At 63.2% G+C, this 17,959-nt stretch carries 19 protein-coding genes and 1 tRNA gene; 8 read left to right on the forward strand and 12 right to left on the reverse strand.

Annotation, left to right across the window (positions count from 1 at the left end; all coding sequences use genetic code 11):
• Positions 1 to 66: 66 nt before the first annotated feature.
• From trpA to aroA, 11 genes are all read right to left on the reverse strand, one after another.
• Positions 67 to 903 carry a tryptophan synthase subunit alpha gene (trpA, locus tag V1278_RS02675; RefSeq protein ID WP_334379623.1) on the reverse strand — a complete coding sequence of 279 codons (837 nt, stop codon included), beginning with the start codon at positions 901 to 903 and terminating at the stop codon, positions 67 to 69.
• Positions 900 to 2,117 carry a tryptophan synthase subunit beta gene (gene trpB / locus V1278_RS02680; protein ID WP_334379624.1) on the reverse strand — a complete coding sequence of 406 codons (1,218 nt, stop codon included), beginning with the start codon at positions 2,115 to 2,117 and terminating at the stop codon, positions 900 to 902. Before trpB ends, trpA begins: the two co-directional genes overlap by 4 nt.
• A complete protein-coding gene (locus V1278_RS02685; RefSeq protein ID WP_334379625.1) occupies positions 2,114 to 2,773 on the reverse strand; it encodes a phosphoribosylanthranilate isomerase in 660 nt (219 codons plus the stop codon). The genes trpB and V1278_RS02685 overlap by 4 nt, the downstream gene beginning before the upstream one ends.
• A gap of 61 nt (positions 2,774 to 2,834) precedes the next feature.
• A complete protein-coding gene (locus V1278_RS02690; RefSeq protein ID WP_334379626.1) occupies positions 2,835 to 3,227 on the reverse strand; it encodes a LapA family protein in 393 nt (130 codons plus the stop codon).
• 71 nt (positions 3,228 to 3,298) lie between these two features.
• Positions 3,299 to 3,604 carry an integration host factor subunit beta gene (locus V1278_RS02695; protein WP_057844774.1) on the reverse strand — a complete coding sequence of 102 codons (306 nt, stop codon included), beginning with the start codon at positions 3,602 to 3,604 and terminating at the stop codon, positions 3,299 to 3,301.
• Between the two features lie 171 nt (positions 3,605 to 3,775).
• Positions 3,776 to 4,756: a signal peptide peptidase SppA gene (sppA, locus tag V1278_RS02700; RefSeq protein WP_334379627.1), complete on the reverse strand. Its 981-nt coding sequence runs from the start codon at positions 4,754 to 4,756 to the stop codon at positions 3,776 to 3,778.
• Between the two features lie 325 nt (positions 4,757 to 5,081).
• Entirely contained in the window at positions 5,082 to 6,785 is a 1,704-nt protein-coding gene (gene rpsA / locus V1278_RS02705) for a 30S ribosomal protein S1 (protein ID WP_028347899.1), read from the reverse strand.
• 428 nt (positions 6,786 to 7,213) lie between these two features.
• Positions 7,214 to 7,846, reverse strand: coding sequence for a (d)CMP kinase (gene cmk / locus V1278_RS02710; protein ID WP_334379628.1), 633 nt, complete (start codon positions 7,844 to 7,846; stop codon positions 7,214 to 7,216).
• A 6-nt stretch (positions 7,847 to 7,852) separates the two neighbouring features.
• The gene (locus V1278_RS02715; protein ID WP_334365875.1) at positions 7,853 to 8,221 is read right to left on the reverse strand and encodes a hypothetical protein; all 369 of its coding nucleotides are present in this window, start codon (positions 8,219 to 8,221) and stop codon (positions 7,853 to 7,855) included.
• 7 nt (positions 8,222 to 8,228) lie between these two features.
• The gene (locus V1278_RS02720; protein WP_334365873.1) at positions 8,229 to 8,765 is read right to left on the reverse strand and encodes a hypothetical protein; all 537 of its coding nucleotides are present in this window, start codon (positions 8,763 to 8,765) and stop codon (positions 8,229 to 8,231) included.
• A 91-nt stretch (positions 8,766 to 8,856) separates the two neighbouring features.
• Complete coding sequence (gene aroA, locus V1278_RS02725) at positions 8,857 to 10,194, reverse strand: 3-phosphoshikimate 1-carboxyvinyltransferase (RefSeq protein ID WP_334379630.1); 1,338 nt, start codon at positions 10,192 to 10,194, stop codon at positions 8,857 to 8,859.
• Between the two features lie 143 nt (positions 10,195 to 10,337).
• Between aroA and V1278_RS02730 the strand changes: the two genes are divergently transcribed.
• Positions 10,338 to 10,763 (forward strand): TIGR02300 family protein, encoded by a 426-nt coding sequence (locus tag V1278_RS02730; RefSeq protein WP_028347902.1) that lies wholly within the window; start codon positions 10,338 to 10,340, stop codon positions 10,761 to 10,763.
• Positions 10,764 to 10,828: 65 nt separating this feature from the next.
• Positions 10,829 to 10,904, forward strand: a tRNA-Ala gene (locus tag V1278_RS02735).
• Between the two features lie 35 nt (positions 10,905 to 10,939).
• Here the strand turns inward: V1278_RS02735 and V1278_RS02740 are convergent.
• On the reverse strand, positions 10,940 to 11,398 hold the full coding sequence (locus V1278_RS02740; protein ID WP_334365869.1) for a MarR family winged helix-turn-helix transcriptional regulator: 459 nt from the start codon (positions 11,396 to 11,398) through the stop codon (positions 10,940 to 10,942).
• Between the two features lie 166 nt (positions 11,399 to 11,564).
• Here V1278_RS02740 and V1278_RS02745 point away from each other — a divergent pair, with 166 nt between their 5' ends.
• From V1278_RS02745 to V1278_RS02770, 6 genes are all read left to right on the forward strand, one after another.
• A complete protein-coding gene (locus tag V1278_RS02745; protein ID WP_065746395.1) occupies positions 11,565 to 11,990 on the forward strand; it encodes an organic hydroperoxide resistance protein in 426 nt (141 codons plus the stop codon).
• Between the two features lie 172 nt (positions 11,991 to 12,162).
• On the forward strand, positions 12,163 to 13,359 hold the full coding sequence (locus V1278_RS02750; protein WP_334379631.1) for a CaiB/BaiF CoA transferase family protein: 1,197 nt from the start codon (positions 12,163 to 12,165) through the stop codon (positions 13,357 to 13,359).
• 273 nt (positions 13,360 to 13,632) lie between these two features.
• Positions 13,633 to 14,946, forward strand: coding sequence for a sn-glycerol-3-phosphate ABC transporter substrate-binding protein UgpB (gene ugpB, locus V1278_RS02755; protein WP_334379632.1), 1,314 nt, complete (start codon positions 13,633 to 13,635; stop codon positions 14,944 to 14,946).
• Positions 14,947 to 15,029: 83 nt separating this feature from the next.
• Positions 15,030 to 15,911, forward strand: a complete 882-nt coding sequence (gene ugpA / locus V1278_RS02760) for a sn-glycerol-3-phosphate ABC transporter permease UgpA (RefSeq protein ID WP_065746392.1) — start codon at positions 15,030 to 15,032, stop codon at positions 15,909 to 15,911.
• Positions 15,911 to 16,759, forward strand: coding sequence for a sn-glycerol-3-phosphate ABC transporter permease UgpE (gene ugpE, locus V1278_RS02765; protein ID WP_334365866.1), 849 nt, complete (start codon positions 15,911 to 15,913; stop codon positions 16,757 to 16,759). Before ugpA ends, ugpE begins: the two co-directional genes overlap by 1 nt.
• Positions 16,760 to 16,775: 16 nt before the next feature.
• Complete coding sequence (locus V1278_RS02770; RefSeq protein WP_334379633.1) at positions 16,776 to 17,864, forward strand: sn-glycerol-3-phosphate import ATP-binding protein UgpC; 1,089 nt, start codon at positions 16,776 to 16,778, stop codon at positions 17,862 to 17,864.
• The last annotated feature ends 95 nt before the right edge of the window (positions 17,865 to 17,959 follow it).

Genomic DNA, 17,959 nt, shown 5'->3' on the forward strand with positions numbered 1-17,959 from the left:
TCTTTTCGGAAAACCGGTCTCCACTTTTCCGGATCATGCCACGCCTATTTCCACGTAAATTGTGGCTTATTCCGCAGCCTGCTTCGCGCCCCGGACGCCCTGCGCCAGCGACGCCACGAGATCGGCCACCGCGGCCACGGTCTTGGTGGTTGCCTGCCCCTGGGTATCAAGGCTGTCGCGCAACGCATCGACCAGGGCGGTGCCGACCACGGCGCCATTGGCCTTCTCGGCAATCGCGCGCGCCGCCCGCGGGGTGCGGATGCCGAAGCCGACGCACACCGGAAGCTTGGTGTGGCGCTTGATACGGGCCACCGCATCGCCGACCACCTTCGAATCGGCCGCCGCAGCGCCGGTGATGCCAGTGATCGAGACGTAGTAGACAAAGCCGGAAGTATTCGCGAGCACGGCGGGCAGGCGTTTATCATCGGTCGTAGGTGTCGCCAGCCGGATGAAGTTGAGCCCGGCCTGCAGCGCGGGAATGCAGAGCTCATCGTCCTCCTCCGGCGGCAAGTCGACGATGATGAGGCCATCGACGCCGGCGGTCTTGGCGTCGGCGAGGAACTTGTCGACCCCATAAATATAGATCGGATTGTAATAGCCCATCAGCACCAGCGGCGTGGTGTCGTCCTCCTTGCGGAAGCCGCGCACCATCTCGAGCGTCTTCCGCAGGGTCATGCCGCCCTTGAGCGCGCGCAGGCCCGCGGCCTGGATCGACGGCCCGTCCGCCATCGGATCGGTAAAGGGCATGCCGATCTCGATGATATCGGCGCCCGCCTTGGGCAGCGCCTTGATGATGTCGAGCGAAGTTAAGGGATCGGGATCGCCGGCCATCAGGAAGGTGACAAACGCCGAGCGGCCTTCTTTTGCGAGTTCGGCAAAGCGTGCGTCGATGCGGGTGGTCACTGCTTCCTGCCTTTCAAGATCTCCGTGATCTGCGGAATGTCCTTGTCGCCACGGCCGGAAAGATTGACCACCATCAGATGGTCCTTCGGCCGCTTCGGGGCGAGCTCCGTGAGCTTGGCGATCGCGTGCGCAGACTCCAGCGCGGGTGGGATGCCTTCCAGTCGCGACAGCAGCATGAAGGCGGCGAGCGCTTCGTCGTCGGTCGCGGAAAGGTAAGTGACGCGGCCGGTCTCGTGCAGCCAGGAATGCTCCGGGCCGATGCCGGGATAGTCGAGGCCCGCCGAGATCGAATGCGCATCCTGGATCTGGCCGTCATCGTCCATCAAGAGATAGGTGCGGTTGCCATGGAGAACGCCGGGCCGGCCGCCGGCAATCGAGGCGGCATGCAGTTGCGTCAGTCCATGACCGGCCGCTTCGACGCCGAAAATTTCGACGGAGGGGTCGTCGAGGAACGGATGAAACAGGCCCATGGCGTTGGAGCCACCGCCGATGCAGGCGACCAGCGAATCCGGCAACCGGCCTTCGGCCTCCTGCATTTGCTTGCGCGTTTCCTCGCCGATCACCGACTGGAAGTCGCGCACCATCATCGGATAGGGATGCGGCCCCGCCACCGTGCCGATGCAATAGAAAGTGTTGTGCACGTTGGTGACCCAGTCGCGTAGCGCCTCGTTCATCGCGTCCTTCAGCGTGCGCGTGCCCGACTGCACCGGCACGACCTTGGCGCCCAACATCTCCATGCGGAACACGTTCGGCGCCTGACGGGCGACGTCCACCGCGCCCATATAAACTACGCATTCGAGACCAAAGCGCGCGCACAGCGTCGCGGTGGCGACGCCGTGCTGGCCGGCGCCGGTCTCGGCGATGATGCGCTTCTTGCCCATGCGGCGCGCGACCATGATCTGGCCGAGCACGTTGTTCACCTTGTGCGAGCCGGTATGGTTCAGCTCTTCGCGCTTCAGGTAAATCTTGGCGCCGCCCAGATGCTCGGTGAGCCGCTCGGCGAAATAGAGCGGTGATGGCCGACCAACGTAATCCTTGAGATAGCCGTTCATCTCGGCCTGGAACGACGGATCGGCCTTGGCTGCCGCATAGGCCTTTTCCAGGTCGAGGATCAGCGGCATCAGCGTTTCCGCGACGAAACGGCCGCCGAAATTGCCAAAATGCCCGCGCTCGTCGGGACCGGTGCGGAATGAGTTGGGCAGGCGTTGATTCATCGGACCATCAATTCTTCGGTGGCGCGCGCGGCGCGAATGAAATGGCGGATCAGTTCGGGATCCTTGACACCGGGCGCACTTTCCACGCCCGAGGATACATCGACGCCGCCGGCGCGGGTAACGCGAATGGCGTCCGCGACATTGTCGGCGCTGAGCCCGCCGGAGACCATGAAGGGCAATTGGAGATCGAGCTTTTCCAAAACGTGCCAGTCGAACACGGTCCCCAACCCGCCAGGACGGGTGGCGCCCTTGGGAGCGCGAGCATCGAACAGGATGCGATCGGCAACGCTCGCGTAGCCCGGCAGCGCGGCGAGATCGGCCGAGGTCTCAACGGCGATCACCTTCATGACCGGCAGTCCGAATTTTTGTTTGATGTCGCGCACCCGCGCGATGCTTTCCTTGCCGTGCAGTTGCAGCAGCTCCGGCTGAAGCGTCTCGGCGATATTTTCGATCGTCGCGTCGTCGGCATCGACGGTCAATGCCACCTTGGCCGCGCGGCCCTTGGCCTGCCGGCCGAGTTCGCGCGCCGTCTCGAGGCTGAGATGACGCGGCGACGGGGAGAAGAACACGAATCCCACCATGTCGGCACCCGCCTCAAGCGCTACCTCGAGCGTCTCACGCGTGGACAGGCCGCAAATTTTGACGAGCAGGGACATGGTCTCTCGGGCGCATATTTCGCCCCGTAACCGGCTGGAACAGGGGCTGACGGGGCGGGTTCTACAACGTCGCGCCCTGCTTGTCTCGCCCGGCGGCCCCGTAGAAGCCATACTGGGACGGTGCCGGAAGCCGCTGCTGATGGCCCCGCGAAACTGCCGCCGCGGCTCGTAAGTCGGCCGCCTCCGCCCTTGCCCGGCGGGCATCCGCCTCATGCTGGCGCGCCGCACGGCGCCAGTGCCGTTGGCGGAACCATGTCGCTATGCCGCCCGCCGCCACCCCCAAAATGGCCACCGTGATGATCACGGCAAACAGCGGCAAGCTCACCGCGATTGCCGGATCGGTCGAATTGAAGGGGTCGAACGATACCGTCACGAAATGGCGGTTGGCGACGGCGAAAATGATGAAGATCAGCCCTAAGGGAATGACGACCAGCGCCGTGAAGAACTTTCGCATGACCATTTCTCGCAGTGATGGAGAAAGGCGGGCACGAGGCCCGCAACACGGCTACAGATCGCAAAAATTGGTTACGCGCCGGCCTCGGGCGAGCCGTTGTCGCGGTTCAGCCGCTCGCGCATTTCCTTGCCCGTCTTGAAGAACGGGACGCTCTTCTGGTCGACCGGCACATGGGCACCGGTGCGCGGATTGCGCCCCGCCCGCGCCGGGCGATGCTTGACCGAGAAGGCGCCGAAGCCGCGCAGCTCGACACGGTCGCCGCGCGCCAAGGCAGCGACGATCTCATCGAGGATCGCGTTCACAATGTTCTCCACATCCCGCTGATAGAGGTGCGGGTTGTGCTCGGCGATGCGCTGAACAAGTTCGGATTTGATCATCGAAGTTGGGGTCCGGGATCGTGCGGACTTCCATTTCCGTGAAAATGCCTTGCACTGTCAAGACGCTAATTCACTTTTGGGCAGCGCGAAATGGTGTGACAAACGGCCCGGAAGGGGTTTGTGGCAACACCCGCAATGCGGGAGAACGTCACGAAGGGCAGCCGCTGCGGCTCAGTTGGAGGCTGCGGGGCGCCACAATGCCAGCATGCCGTCGAGCGCGAGCTGATCGACCGCCTGGGCGACGCCGGCCTGTTCAATCTGGCGTGCAATGGAACTCAAACCGAGCGCCTCGAACGCGATGGAAGCCGCCGTTCGCAGAAACGTCAGGTCGCCAAGCTGTGGATTCAGCTTGTAATCGCGCACCGGCAGATCTTTCTTGATCTTCTTCTCGGCGACCAGCCATGCAACGGCTGCTTTTTCATCGCCGAGCTGATCGACCAGTTTCAGTTCGACCGCCTGGCGGCCGGTGAAGACCCGTCCGTCCGCGACTTTGTCGAGTAGTGCCTCGTCCATGCCGCGCCGCTCCCTCACCAGGCCGCGGAACCAGGCATAGGAATCCTTCACCAGCGCGTCGAGCGCAGCGCGCGCTTCAGGACTGGTCGGCTCGAAACCATTGGGCGCGGCCTTTAACGGCGAGGATTTCACCTCCTCGACCTTGACGCCCACGGTCTTCATCAGCTCGGTGAAATTCGGATATTGAAACAGCACGCCGATCGATCCGACCAGCGAGCTCTGCCGGGCGACGATATGATCGGCGGCCATCGCCGAGATGTAACCACCCGACGCGGCCAGCCCCTCCACCACCACGACGAGCGGTTTCTTGGCCTTCAGGCGCACCAGCGAGTCGTAGAGCTGCTCGGAGCCGGCCGTGGTGCCGCCCGGCGAATTGATGTGCACGATAACCGCAGCATGGCTCGATTTCTCCAGCCGCTCCAGCGCCTCGACGCGCTGCTGGTCGCTGCGGATCAGCCCTTCGATATTGACACGCGCGATCGACCCCGATGGGGTCAGGGCAGCCGGCCCGCTCGTTGTCGCGATTGCACCGGCGGCGACGATCGCCGCGATGGTCACCAGGCCAGCCATGATGCGCCAGAACGTGAGCTTCCGGCGGATCCTGCGGCGATCGACGATCACGTCCGAATCGAGCGACATCGAAATTCTCCTGAAAGCATCAGCCCGTTTTGCAGTCGCAGCGTGAGCGAAGCGTTACCTGAATACATCAATTGCGATGCAATATGAAGAAAGCAAGGCTCCCTCGTCGTCCCCGCGCACGCGGGGACCCATAGCCACAGGCGCTGATTGTCGCATTCGATGGGGCTCCAGCGCGCCCAATACAATCCACCTGTGGGTCCCGGATCGCGCGGAGCCTGTCATCGGGCGCGCATTCGCGCGACCCGTTGGCTTTGTCCGGGACCACGGATAGAAAAAAGGCCCCGGTCGAAACCGGGGCCTGATGTCGCAGGCAATAAGCGAACGCTTACTTCTCGCGGTTCTTGAGCGCAGTGCCGAGAATATCGCCGAGCGTCGCGCCCGAATCGGAGGAGCCGTATTGCGCGATGGCTTCCTTTTCTTCGGCAACTTCCAGCGCCTTGATCGAGACCTGCACCTTGCGGGCCTTCTTGTCGAACTGGATCACGCGGGCATCGACCTTCTCGCCGACGGCGAAGCGTTCGGCGCGCTGATCGTTGCGGTCACGGGCCAGTTCGGAGCGCTTGATAAAGGTGGTGAAGTCGGTGCCCGAGATCTTCACCTCGATGCCGGCTTCCTTCACCTCGAGCACTTCGCAGGTCACGACCGCGCCCTTCTTGACGTCGCCGGGTTCTGCGAAGGGGTCGCCTTCGAGCTGCTTGACGCCAAGCGAGATGCGTTCCTTCTCGACATCGACGTCGAGCACCACGGCCTTGACCATGTCGCCCTTCTTGAAATTGTCGATGACCTGCTCGCCCGGCAGCTTCCAGTCGAGGTCGGACAGATGGACCATGCCGTCGACGTCGCCGTCGAGGCCGAGGAACAGACCGAACTCGGTCTTGTTCTTGACCTCGCCCTCGACCACCGAACCGACCGGGAACTTCTCGACGAAGACTTCCCAGGGGTTGCGCATGGTCTGCTTGAGGCCGAGCGAGATGCGGCGCTTGACCGAATCGACTTCGAGCACCTGCACTTCGACTTCCTGCGAGGTCGAAACGATCTTGCCGGGGTGCATGTTCTTTTTGGTCCACGACATTTCCGAGACATGGATCAGGCCTTCGATGCCCGGCTCCAGTTCGACGAAAGCGCCGTAGTCGGTGATGTTGGTGACGCGGCCGGTGAAGCGCGCGTTCAGCGGGTACTTCGCCTCGATGCCCTGCCACGGATCGTCCAGCAACTGCTTCATGCCGAGCGAAATGCGGTGGGTCTCGTGGTTGATCTTGATGATCTTGACCTTCACGGTCTGGCCGATGGTCAGCACTTCCGTCGGGTGATTGACCCGGCGCCAGGCGATATCGGTGACGTGGAGCAGGCCGTCGATGCCGCCGAGATCAACGAACGCACCGTAATCGGTGATGTTCTTGACCACGCCGTCGATCACCTGACCCTCTTCGAGGTTCTGCACCAGCTCCTGGCGCTGCTCGGCGCGGGTCTCTTCGAGAACCGTGCGGCGCGACACCACGATGTTGCCGCGGCGACGATCCATCTTGAGGATCTGGAACGGCTGCGAGTTGTTCATCAGGGGAGCGACGTCGCGGATCGGGCGGATATCGACCTGCGAGCGCGGCAGGAAGGCGACAGCGCCGTCGAGGTCGACGGTGAAGCCGCCCTTGACCTGGTTGAAGATGACGCCGTGAACCTTCTCGTTGTTGTTGAAGGCCTTCTCGAGCTTGCCCCAGCTTTCCTCGCGGCGCGCCTTGTCGCGCGACAGCACGGCTTCGCCGAGCGCATTCTCGATCCGGTCGAGGAACACCTCGACCTCGTCGCCGACCTTGAGATCGCTTTCGCGGCCGGGGCCGGCGAATTCGCGCAACGCCACGCGGCCCTCGGTCTTCAGGCCGACATCGATGACGGCCATGTCCTTTTCAATTGCAACCACCTTGCCCTTGATGACGGAGCTTTCCTGCAGATTGCCGCCGGCAAAGGACTCGTCCAGCATCGCAGCGAAATCGTCGCGGGTCGGATTATAAGAAGCAGCAGTAGTCGAAGCCATTTGTTCTCCAATGCGGGATATTGCCGACCGTTCGGGTTAAAGGGCGCATCGCGCGTGAAGTGTCAGGGGTCCGCAAACCCTGACGACCGCATTTGCGGAGGGCGCAAAAGCGGGCCGGCAGCATGCCTGCACGTTCGATACGTTTGATGTCGCGCATTCCGCAAAAGCGGGTACCGGTTCAGCGGAAGAGTGCGCGTAGCGTCAGAAATCCGGAGCCTGAAACGAGCATATCGACTTCAAGAACCTGGAGCAGGCTTTCCTCCAATGACGGCGGGAGGTTCAAACCTCCGGCCGGCCCGCTCGGACAGCCCTGATCTCATCGATGGCGGCCCGGATGGGCGTGGATATAGCCCCACGGGCCATTTTCGGCAAGCCGGAAATGCCCGATTTGCAGGCGGTTCGGGCCGCCGCGACGGGTCAAATCCTGGCTATTTCCGCTGGGCGCGGACGGCCTCGACGATGGCAATCGCGGCGCGAACGCCGGCCTCGATGTCGAGATTGGAATTATCCAGGACATGGGCGTCGTCGGCCGCCTTGAGCGGGGCGGCAGTGCGATTGCGGTCCCGCTCGTCGCGCTTGAGGATATCGGCCAGCACCAGCGCCTCATCGGCCTCCTCGCCCCGCGCGCGGGCTTCGAGCGTCCGGCGGCGAGCCCGCACCTGCGGATCGGCGACTACGAAAATCTTTACGTCGGCATTCGGGCAGATCACGGTTCCGATGTCGCGCCCGTCAAGCACGGCGCCCGGCGGACCGGCCGCGAACTGGCGCTGAAAATTGACCAGCGCCTCGCGCACGCTGGGGATCGCCGACACCACTGAGGCGGCGTCCCCAATCCGTTGCGTCTTCAGCTCTGGATGTCCGAACTTCTCGGGATCAAGCTCCATCGCGACAGCGACCGCCCGCGCCTCGTCCGTCAGATCGAACCCCTCGTCCAGCAACGCCTTCGCCACCGCGCGATAGATCACGCCGGTATCAAGGTGGCGATAGCCGTAATGATGAGCGAGGCGTTTGCCGAGCGTGCCCTTGCCGGATGCCGCCGGTCCGTCGATGGCGATGATCATGTTTGCCTATGGCCTGGATGGATGAGGGCCGCGCGCCCGTCGCAGCGGCCGTTCTTCGGTGAAAATGTTGCGCGAAGCAAACTCGGCCGGGCTGCTGAAGGTCAGGTATTCGCGCATACCGTCATCAGCAAACGGTGACGCATGCCACGCATGGTCGAGATACCTGTTCGGCGAAAAAGCCCACGCAGGGACGGTTGGCAGACCATGCTGATGAGCGAGATATTCCGCGACCGCCCCCAGCAATCCCTCGAGATGGGCGTCACCCGTCGGCCTAGGCTCATCGCGGAGCATGGCTACTCTCTGCGCGGTCGTTCCGGCGAGATAGAATTCGTCAAGAAATTCCGACAACGCCTTGTCGCGCGTTTCCCCTGCCATGATTCGATCAGCCGTCTGTGCGAGGGTATTGGGGCGCATCGATAGCAGTATCTCCAGCGAGCAGACGTTTTAGCACGAAGCGCTGCTTGTCTGCATCTGCAGCACTCCTCGGGAAAAATTCGGCCAACACACCTATCGCCTGTTCAACATCCGTCAGCCCGAGGACCTTCAAGAGATGAGCGGCGTCCGACATGTCTTGCGCGCCTTTGTCGAAGTCTGAAATGCGCAGCGATTTCAGCTTCAACGCCAGCATATAGCGCGCGGTCGGGATGAACACCGATAGACCGACATGCTCGCTACGCCTTGGAAAGGTACCATAGGCGAGGTGATCCCGGTCATGGCTTGCCAGCGGGCTCAGATGAAAAGTTACCGCATCGTTGAACCAGGTCGCCGACCAACCGTTTTTGGCTGCGATTTCGGTTACGGCTTGCGAAAGCCATTCAGGCCAATCGGTTCCAAGTTCGCGAATATCCACGTCTTCGGTCGCAAGCCGAAAATTGCTCGCCAGCATCAGCGCGGACCCGCCATACACCGCGATCTGCAACTTCGTTCCGGCCTCGATCGCAGCACGCCCGATCTGATCGAAAGCGTCCAGGAGCGCATCGCGATCGAAGGCTGCACTCATCGCGCCTGCCTCATGAAAACTCAGCTCCCAGCGATCGCATCATCGGAATGAAATCCGGAAAGCTGGTGGCGATGAAGGCGGTGTCGTCGACCTTGACCGGCTTGTCGGCTGCGAGCCCCATCACCAGCGCCGACATGGCGATCCGGTGGTCCATGTGGGTGGCGACGAGACCGCCGCCAGGCACGTGGCCGCGACCCTCGACGATCAAATCATCGCCCGCGATCTCGACCCTGACGCCGTTGACGCGCAGCATGTCGGCGGTCGCCTCCAGTCGGTCGGACTCCTTGACGCGCAGTTCCTGCAGGCCGCGCATGATGGTGGTACCTTCGGCAAAGGAGGCTGCGACCGCGAGCACCAGATATTCGTCGATCATCGAGGGCGCGCGCTCCGGCGGCACCGCGACGCCGCGCAGTTTTGAGGCGCGCACGCGCAAGCGGGCCATCGGCTCGCCGGCGTCGCCGCGAACCTCGCTTTCCTCGATGGCGGCGCCCATCTCGCGCAGCGTCGTGAGCAGGCCGGTGCGCAATGGGTTGGTCATGACGTCGAAGAAAGTCACGTCGGAGCCCTCGACGATCAGCGCCGCCACGATTGGAAATGCCGCCGAGGATGGATCGGCAGGCACCACGACCTCGGCGCCATGCAGTTCGGGCTGGCCGGTGAGCGCGACCTTGCGGCCGTGGCTGCCTTCCCTGACCGAGACGATATCCGCGCCGAAATGTTTCAGCATCAGTTCGGTGTGGTCGCGGCTGGCTTCCTGCTCGATGACGGTCGTGACACCAGGCGCGGCAAGTCCCGCCAGCAGCACCGCCGACTTGATCTGAGCCGAGGCCACCGGGGTGCGATACAGGATCGGCACGGGATCGCGGGCGCCATGCAGCGTCAGCGGCAGGCGGCCGCCTTCCTTGGTCTCCCCGGCCTTCGCCCCCATCAGTTCCAGGGGATCGAGGATCCGGCGCATCGGACGGGAGCGCAGCGAGGCATCGCCGTCGAACACGGCCGTGATCGGACAGCCGGCCACAGCCCCCATCACCAGCCGGCACCCGGTGCCGGAATTGCCGAAATCGAGCGGGGAGGCCGGCTGGGCGAAGCCTGCCACGCCCACGCCCCTGACCTGCCAGGCAAACGGCCCGGTTCGCTCGACCTGGGCGCCCAGCGCCTGCATCGATTTGGCGGTGTTGAGGACATCCTCGCCCTCGAGCAGGCCGGAGATCCTGGTTTCGCCGACCGAAAGCGCCCCCAGGATGAGTGCGCGGTGCGAAATCGACTTGTCGCCGGGAACGCGGACTTTCCCGGCCAAGGGACCGCTGGCGCGGGATTCCAGCGGGGTCTGGGTGGTTGAATGGGTCAAGATGGTGGTCCTCTGCGGGGGCGGCAGTATCACATGGACCACACGGCGTCACGCCGCCTTCAAAAGCTTCAAAGCGCTATTGACACCGGCCCCTCAACTAGCCAAGTGAAGCACCGTTTTTCAGAATTTCCCAGGATCTACACGTGGCCAAAGCCGATCTCGGAACCAAGCGTATTTGCCCGACGACGGGTAAAAAGTTCTATGACCTGAACAAGAGCCCGGTGATTTCGCCCTACACCGGCGAGGTCGTCCCGATTGCCCCGATCGCGCCGCCGCGAGCCGCCCGTGGCGATGCCGCGCGCGCGGCAGCCGCCGCGTCGGCTACCGCTGCTGCCGATATGCCGGAGGCCGCCGAGGCAGAAGAATTGGTCTCGCTCGAGGAGGCCGATGCCGAGGAGAACACCGGCAAGGTCAAGGCCGTGGTTCCCGAATCGGAAGACGATATCGAGATCGACGAGACCATCGAGGACGATGACGACGACGATTCCACCTTCATTCCTGACGAGGAAGAGGGCGATGAGGACGTTACCGACATCATCGGCGACGTCGGAGGTGACGAAGAGACTTGAGATCGGCCCTAAACTGTGGTTCAGGGTCATTGCCCGCACGCCGAATTGAGGCGCGCGATTCTTACGGGGCCATAGCTCAGCTGGGAGAGCGCTTGCATGGCATGCAAGAGGTCGGCGGTTCGATCCCGCCTGGCTCCACCACGCTTCGCCAAGAAGCGCCTCTAGCCGCCCGTCCCTCACTCCCCCACCACCGCATTCAACCGGTCGCGCAACGCGACGATCTCGTTCTTCATCGCCACGAGTTCGCCGACCGAGCAGGCCGACGCCGCCAGGATCGCCTGCGGCACAGCCCGCGCTTTCTCCCGCAGCGCCTCGCCTTTTGACGTCAGCGCGATCAGCACCTGCCGCTCGTCCTCGGTGCTGCGTGTCCGCTTGATGAGCTCAGCCGCCTCCAGCCGCTTGAGCAGCGGCGTGAGCGTGCCGGAGTCCAGATGCAGCCGCTCGCCGATGTCTTTCACCGGTACGCCATCGCGCTCCCACAGCACCAGCATGACCAGATATTGCGGATAGGTGAGTCCGAGCCGGTCGAGCAGCGGCTTGTAGACGCGGTTGAACGCGTGCGCGGTGGAATACACCGCAAAGCAGAGCTGATTGTCGAGCTTCAGCGGCAGGTCTGCCGCGTGTTTTCTGGCCATCACAACCTCGTCAACGGGCGGCGCCCCTGCCCCGATTCGGAGCCGTAAGCGCTTGATTTCAATTGCATACAATTAAATCGCGGCCTCTGCAATAATGTAGATTGTGCAAAATCTAATTGTGTGCAATACATAGTCCACCGAAACGGCCAACCCAGAGGAGACCGACATGTCCGTGAACGTGCTCTACAAGACCAGCGCCAAGGCAACCGGCGGCCGCGATGGCCACGCCGCCACCCTCGACGGCGCACTCGACGTCAAGCTCGCCACCCCGAAAGAACTCGGCGGCGGCGGTGGCGCCGGCAACAATCCTGAGCAACTGTTCGCGGCCGGTTATGCCGCCTGCTTCATCGGCGCGATGAAATTCGTGGCTTCGCAGGGCGGGCCGAAGGTGCCGGCGGACGCCTCGGTGACCTCCACCGTCGGCATCGGCCCGCGCTCGGCCGGCGGCTTCGGCCTCGATATCGAACTCGCCGTTTCGCTGCCTGGCGTACCCAAGGCGGATGCGGAGGCCCTGGTCGCGAAGGCCCACCAGGTGTGCCCCTATTCCAACGCCACGCGCGGCAATGTCGACGTGCGCCTGACCGTCGTCTGACGGCGCTGCCCGATGGCCCGCCGCTGGTATCGGCGGGCCGTTCGTCCCGTGGAATTTTCACCTCGTGCTACGGCGGCCGCGTCATGCGCCTGTGCGCGAGACGCCATTGCCGCCGCGCCTGAAGACCGCTAGCTCAAAGCCTCCATTCTCATCCTGAGCGAAGGTCTTCTCCATGAGTTCTCCCGGCGCAATGACCGGCCTGCGCGTGATCGATCTGACGCGCGTGCTTGGCGGCCCCTATTGCACGCAAATCCTCGCCGACCACGGCGCCGACGTGATCAAGGTCGAGCCGCCGGCCGGCGACGAGGTACGCGACTGGGGCCCTCCGTTCCACGAGGAGGATGCGGCCTATTTCGTCGGCATCAACCGCAACAAGCGCTCGATCGGCATCGACCTCGCGTCCGAAGATGGGCGCGCGGTGCTGATGAAGCTATTGGAGACGGCCGACGTCCTGATCGAGAATTTCAAGCCGGGCACGCTCGACAAATGGGGCATCGGCAACGACGTCTTGCGCGCGAAGTTTCCAAGACTGGTGCACTGCCGGATTTCCGGCTTCGGCGCCGACGGTCCGCGCGGCGGCAATCCCGGCTATGACGCGATCATCCAGGCCATGACCGGCATGATCGCGGCGACCGGCTCGCCCGAAAGCGGCCCGATGCGGATCGGCGTTCCCCTGGTCGACATCACCACCGGGCTTTACGCGGCGATCGGCATCCTGATGGCGCTGTCGGAGCGGCAGCGTTCGGGGCTCGGCCAGTTTCTCGAAACCACGCTGTATGAAACCGGCCTCGCGATCATGCATCCGCACACCGCGAACTATTTCATGCATGGCAAGCCGCCGTCGCTTACCGGCAACGAGCACCCGAACCTCGTTCCTTACGCGATCTTCCCGACCAAGACCGACAACATCTTCATCGGCGTCGGCAATGACGGCACCTTCCGCAAGCTCGCCAAGGAAATCGGCAAGCCCGAACTCGGCACCGATCCGCGCTTTGCCCGCAACAAGGACCGGATCGCCAACCGCGAGGCGCTGCGCGCCGAGCTCGCTGCCGTGTTCAGCCAGCACGAGGCCGAACCGCTCTGCAATCGGCTGCTGGCGGCGGGATTGCCGGCCGGTCCGGTGCAGAAGATCGACCAGGCGCTGACCAATCCGCATACGCTGCATCGTGGCGATATCATTGAAAAGGACTGGTACAAGGGCGTCGCCTCCCCGATCCGGCTGGAGCGGACCAAGCCCAGCCTGCGCCGCACGCCGCCGAAATTTAGCCAGCACACATCGGAGGTGCTGGGCGAGTTCGGCTACTCGAAGGGCGAGATCGAGGCGCTGGTCGCCAAGGGCGCGGTCTGCGGCCCCGAACGCAAGCGCTAAACCTCGTCGCCCCTGCGAACGCAGGGGCCCATACGCCGCGGCTTCGCTTTGGGCGCTATGGTAGCCGCTCTGCTTCGACCACAGACGGCTGTGGTTATAGGACCAAACACGTTCGCAGGGGCGACAGGTATCATTGGCGCCTTCGCCTATTTTCCGGCTTCCCTCCGCGCACGCTTTCCCACTAGCATCCTTTCGCTTATAGGGTCATTTGCACGTCATCCGGCGCTGTTATCGCGCGAAACGAAGGTGACGACCCCAACCCGGAGGAATTACATGGCATTTCGACAATTTGGCCCAGCCGCGGCAGTCACTGCTGCGCTGGCGTTCGCAACACCTGCCCACGCTGTGACCGAGATCCAGTGGTGGCACGCCATGACCGGCGGCAACAACGATGTCGTCAACAGGCTTGCCGAGGAATTCAACGCCAGCCAGTCCGACTACAAGATCATCCCGTCCTACAAGGGCAGCTATCCCGACACCATGAACGCCGGCATCGCGGCGTTCCGGGCCGGCAACGCACCCCACATCATGCAGGTGTTCGAGGTCGGCACCGCCACCATGATGAGTGCCAAAGGCGCCATCAAGCCGGTCTACCAGCTCATGAAGGATGCCGGCGAGCCGTTCGATCCCAAGGCGTACCTGCCGACCATCACCGGCTACTACTCGACCTCCAAGGGCGAGATGCTGTCGTTCCCGTTCAACTCGTCCTCGATGGTGATGTGGGTCAACAAGGACGAATTGAAGAAGGCCGGTGTCACGGAAATCCCGAAAACCTGGCCCGACGTGTTCGCCGCCGCCAAAAAGCTGAAAGCAGCCGGCCACGATACCTGCGGCTTCTCCAACGCCTGGGCCCCCTGGGCGCATATCGAGCAGTTCTCCGCCTGGCACAATGTGCCGATCGGCACCAAGGCCAACGGCCTCGACGGTTTCGACACTGAGCTGAAGTTCAACTCGCCGCTGCATGTGAAGCACCTGCAGAACCTCGTCGACCTGCAGAAGGACAAGACCTACGACTATGGTGGGCGCCTCAGCACCAACGAAGCCCGCTTCGGCTCCGGCGAGTGCGCGATCTTCCTGACCTCGTCCGGCTACTATGGCACTGCGAAGGGCACCGCAAAATTCGACTTCACCTCGGCGCCGATGCCCTATTACCCTGATGTCGCCGGCGCTCCGCAGAACTCGATCATCGGCGGCGCGTCGCTCTGGGTGATGGGCGGCAAGAAGCCGGAAGAGTATAAGGGCGTCGCAAAGTTCTTCACCTTCCTGTCGGACACCAACCGCCAGGCCAAGCTGCATCAGGAGTCCGGCTATCTGCCGATCACCAAGGCGGCCTACGAGAAGTCGATCAAGGACGGCTTCTATGAGAAGAACCCGACCCTGCAGACTCCCTTGAAGGAACTCACCAACAAGGAGCCGACCGAGAACTCGCGCGGCCTGCGCTTCGGCAACATGGTGCAGATGCGCGACCTCTGGTCTGAGGAGATCGAGGCGGCGCTGGCCGGCAAGAAATCCGCGAAGGAAGCCCTCGATGCCGCCGTCTCCCGGGGCAATGCGATGTTGCGCACTTTCGAGAAGACTGCAAAGTAGGCGAAGCTGAACCAGACTACCGGCGCTCCCTCCTGCAATGCGGGAGGGAGCGCTTGCATCACCGGTAAGACCGCGACGCCTGAATGGAAAAGTCCACCGTCTTCAACAATCGCCTGTTGCCTTATCTGCTGCTGCTGCCGCAGCTCGTCATCACGGTTGTCTTCTTCTACTGGCCGGCAAGCCAGGCGATCTGGCAGTCCTTCCTGCGCGAGGACGCGTTCGGCCTGGTCTCCGAATTCGTGGGGCTGGAAAATTATCAGGCCCTGTTCGCTCAGCCGGAATATTACCGGTCGATGCTGACGACGGTGATCTTCTCGACGCTGGTTGCGGCGCTTTCGCTCTCGATCGCGCTGTTGTTCGCAACCCAGGCCGACAAGAATCTGAAGGCCGCGCCCGCCTACAAGACGCTGATGATCTGGCCCTATGCGGTGGCGCCTGCGGTGGCCGGCGTGCTCTGGTTCTTTATGTTCCAGCCTTCGCTCGGCATGCTGGCGCGCCCACTGCGCGGCATGGGTCTCGACTGGAATCCGCTGCTTAACGAGAACCACGCCATGATGCTGGTGGTGATGGCGTCCGTCTGGAAGCAGATCTCCTACAATTTCCTGTTCTTCCTGGCCGGCCTGCAATCGATCCCGAAAAGCGTGATCGAGGCCAGCGCCATCGACGGCGCCCGGCCGGTGCGCCGCTTCTGGACCATCATCTTCCCGCTGCTGTCGCCGACGACGTTCTTCCTGCTGGTGGTCAACGTCGTCTACGTCTTCTTCGACACGTTCGGCATCATCGACGCTGTCACCGGCGGCGGACCCGCCGGCGCCACCACCACCATGGTCTACAAGGTCTACGCCGACGGCCGTCTCGGCGGCGACCTCGGCGGCTCGGCGGCGCAGTCGGTCGTGCTGATGGTCATCGTGATCGCGCTGACCGCGATCCAGTTCCGCTATGTCGAACGCAAGGTGCAGTACTGATGGTCGAGCACCGCCCGCTCACCGATTTCATCGCCTACGCCATCCTGACGCTTGGCGTGTTCATCGTCGCTTTCCCGGTTTATCTCGCGCTGGTCGCCTCGACCCATGACGCGGCGACCGTAGTCGGTGGCCACATGCCGGCGTCGCCCGGCAGCCGCACGCTGGAAAATTACTACCGCGCCATCTTCGTCGGCGGTTCGCGCACCAGCCGCGAGCCGGTGGCCAACATGCTGATCAATTCCTTCGTCTCGGCGATCGGCATTGCGGTGGGCAAGATTTTCATCTCGATCCTGTCGGCCTATGCGGTGGTCTATTTCCGCTTCCCCTTCCGCAAGACCGCGTTCTGGATCATCTTCATCACGCTGATGCTCCCGGTCGAAGTGCGCATCTACCCGACCTACAAGGTAGTCGCCGATTTGCGCCTGCTCGACACCTATGCCGGCCTGATCCTGCCGCTGATTGCATCCGCCACCGGCACGCTGCTGTTCCGCCAGTTCTTCATGACGGTGCCGGATGAACTCCTGGAAGCCTCGCGGATCGACGGCGCCGGCCCCTTCCGCTTCTTTTGGGATACGCTCTTGCCGCTGTCGGTGACGACCATGGCGGCGCTGTTCGTCATCCAGTTCATCTATGGCTGGAATCAATATCTCTGGCCGCTTTTGATCACCACGCAGGATTCGATGCAGACCATCGTGATTGGCATCAAGAAGATGTTGGTGGCGACCGACGAGCTGGCCGAATGGCAGCTCGCAATGGCGACTGCGGTCCTCGCCATGCTGCCGCCGGTCGCGGTGGTCATATTCATGCAGCGGCTGTTCGTCCGCGGCCTGGTCCAGACGGAAAAGTGAATATGGCGAATACTCGATGGCCAATGTAACGCTCCGCAACGTCCGCAAAACCTACCTTGGTGGCTTCGAGGCCATCAAGGGCATCGATTTCGAGGTCGGCGACGGCCAGTTCTGCGTGCTGGTCGGCCCATCCGGCTGCGGCAAGTCCACGCTGCTGCGGATGGTCGCGGGGCTGGAGACCATCACCGGCGGCGAGATCGATATCGGCGGGCGCGTCGTCAACCAGATCGAGCCGGCCGATCGCGACATCGCAATGGTGTTCCAGAACTACGCGCTCTATCCGCACATGAGCGTCTACAACAACATGGCCTACGGCCTGCGCAACCGCGGCATGGCGGAGGACGAGATCAAGACGCGCGTCGGGGAAGCCGCGCGCATTCTCGAACTCGGCGCAATGCTCGAACGCAAGCCGCGGCAATTGTCCGGCGGCCAGCGCCAGCGCGTGGCGATGGGCCGCGCCATCGTGCGGCAGCCAAAGGTGTTTCTGTTCGACGAGCCGCTGTCGAACCTCGATGCCAAACTGCGCATCGCCATGCGCGTCGAAATCCGCAAATTGCAGCGCCGGCTGTCCACGACATCGATCTACGTCACCCATGACCAGCTCGAGGCGATGACGCTGGCCGACATTCTCGTGGTGATGAACGGCGGCCAGGTCGAGCAGATCGGCAATCCGTTGGATATCTACCAGAGGCCCGCCACCACCTTCGTTGCCTCCTTCATTGGCGCCCCGCCGATGAACCTGATGCCGCTGCGCTCCGAATTGAAATCGCAACTGGCCGGCGATATCAGAGCCGCCGAAGCCGGCATCATCGGCATCCGGCCTGAGGACTTTGTGATCTCGAACCAAACGGTGTCCGGCGGCGTGGCGCTCGGCCTCACCGTGGAAGCGATCGAGCGCGTCGGCGCCGAGACATTCGTCTACGGGACGAGGCAGCAGGAAATGCAGGGGGTAGCCGCCACCCCGGGCGAGTTGCCGCCGGGGGAAATCATCGTGCGGATTGCCGGCGCCATCGGTCCCGCCATCGGCGAGCGAATCACGGCGGTCGCCGCGCCCGACAAGCTGCATCTCTTTACCGCCGATGGAAGGAAGCGCGTGGGCGGGTAATCCGTCATTCCGGGATGATCCGGACGGTGGAAAACCCCACCATCGCCGATTTACGCTGCATTCAGAGGTGCTTGAACCCTCCCCAAATCACCCCC

The organism is Bradyrhizobium sp. AZCC 1577 (assembly GCF_036924575.1).
Lineage (GTDB): Bacteria > Pseudomonadota > Alphaproteobacteria > Rhizobiales > Xanthobacteraceae > Bradyrhizobium.

Bases quoted from the DNA above. Each gene is read 5' to 3' on its own strand.
- V1278_RS02750 (WP_334379631.1), top strand. From the start codon at position 12,163: ATGAGTTCTCCCGGCGCAATGACCGGCCTGCGCGTGATCGATCTGACG.
- ugpB (WP_334379632.1), top strand. From the start codon at position 13,633: ATGGCATTTCGACAATTTGGCCCAGCCGCGGCAGTCACTGCTGCGCTG.
- V1278_RS02685 (WP_334379625.1), bottom strand. From the start codon at position 2,773: ATGTCCCTGCTCGTCAAAATTTGCGGCCTGTCCACGCGTGAGACGCTC.
- V1278_RS02770 (WP_334379633.1), top strand. From the start codon at position 16,776: ATGGCCAATGTAACGCTCCGCAACGTCCGCAAAACCTACCTTGGTGGC.
- ugpA (WP_065746392.1), top strand. From the start codon at position 15,030: ATGGAAAAGTCCACCGTCTTCAACAATCGCCTGTTGCCTTATCTGCTG.
- V1278_RS02690 (WP_334379626.1), bottom strand. From the start codon at position 3,227: ATGCGAAAGTTCTTCACGGCGCTGGTCGTCATTCCCTTAGGGCTGATC.
- V1278_RS02695 (WP_057844774.1), bottom strand. From the start codon at position 3,604: ATGATCAAATCCGAACTTGTTCAGCGCATCGCCGAGCACAACCCGCAC.
- cmk (WP_334379628.1), bottom strand. From the start codon at position 7,846: ATGATCATCGCCATCGACGGACCGGCGGCATCCGGCAAGGGCACGCTC.
- rpsA (WP_028347899.1), bottom strand. From the start codon at position 6,785: ATGGCTTCGACTACTGCTGCTTCTTATAATCCGACCCGCGACGATTTC.
- trpB (WP_334379624.1), bottom strand. From the start codon at position 2,117: ATGAATCAACGCCTGCCCAACTCATTCCGCACCGGTCCCGACGAGCGC.
- ugpE (WP_334365866.1), top strand. From the start codon at position 15,911: ATGGTCGAGCACCGCCCGCTCACCGATTTCATCGCCTACGCCATCCTG.
- V1278_RS02745 (WP_065746395.1), top strand. From the start codon at position 11,565: ATGTCCGTGAACGTGCTCTACAAGACCAGCGCCAAGGCAACCGGCGGC.
- sppA (WP_334379627.1), bottom strand. From the start codon at position 4,756: ATGTCGCTCGATTCGGACGTGATCGTCGATCGCCGCAGGATCCGCCGG.
- V1278_RS02740 (WP_334365869.1), bottom strand. From the start codon at position 11,398: ATGGCCAGAAAACACGCGGCAGACCTGCCGCTGAAGCTCGACAATCAG.
- V1278_RS02715 (WP_334365875.1), bottom strand. From the start codon at position 8,221: ATGGCAGGGGAAACGCGCGACAAGGCGTTGTCGGAATTTCTTGACGAA.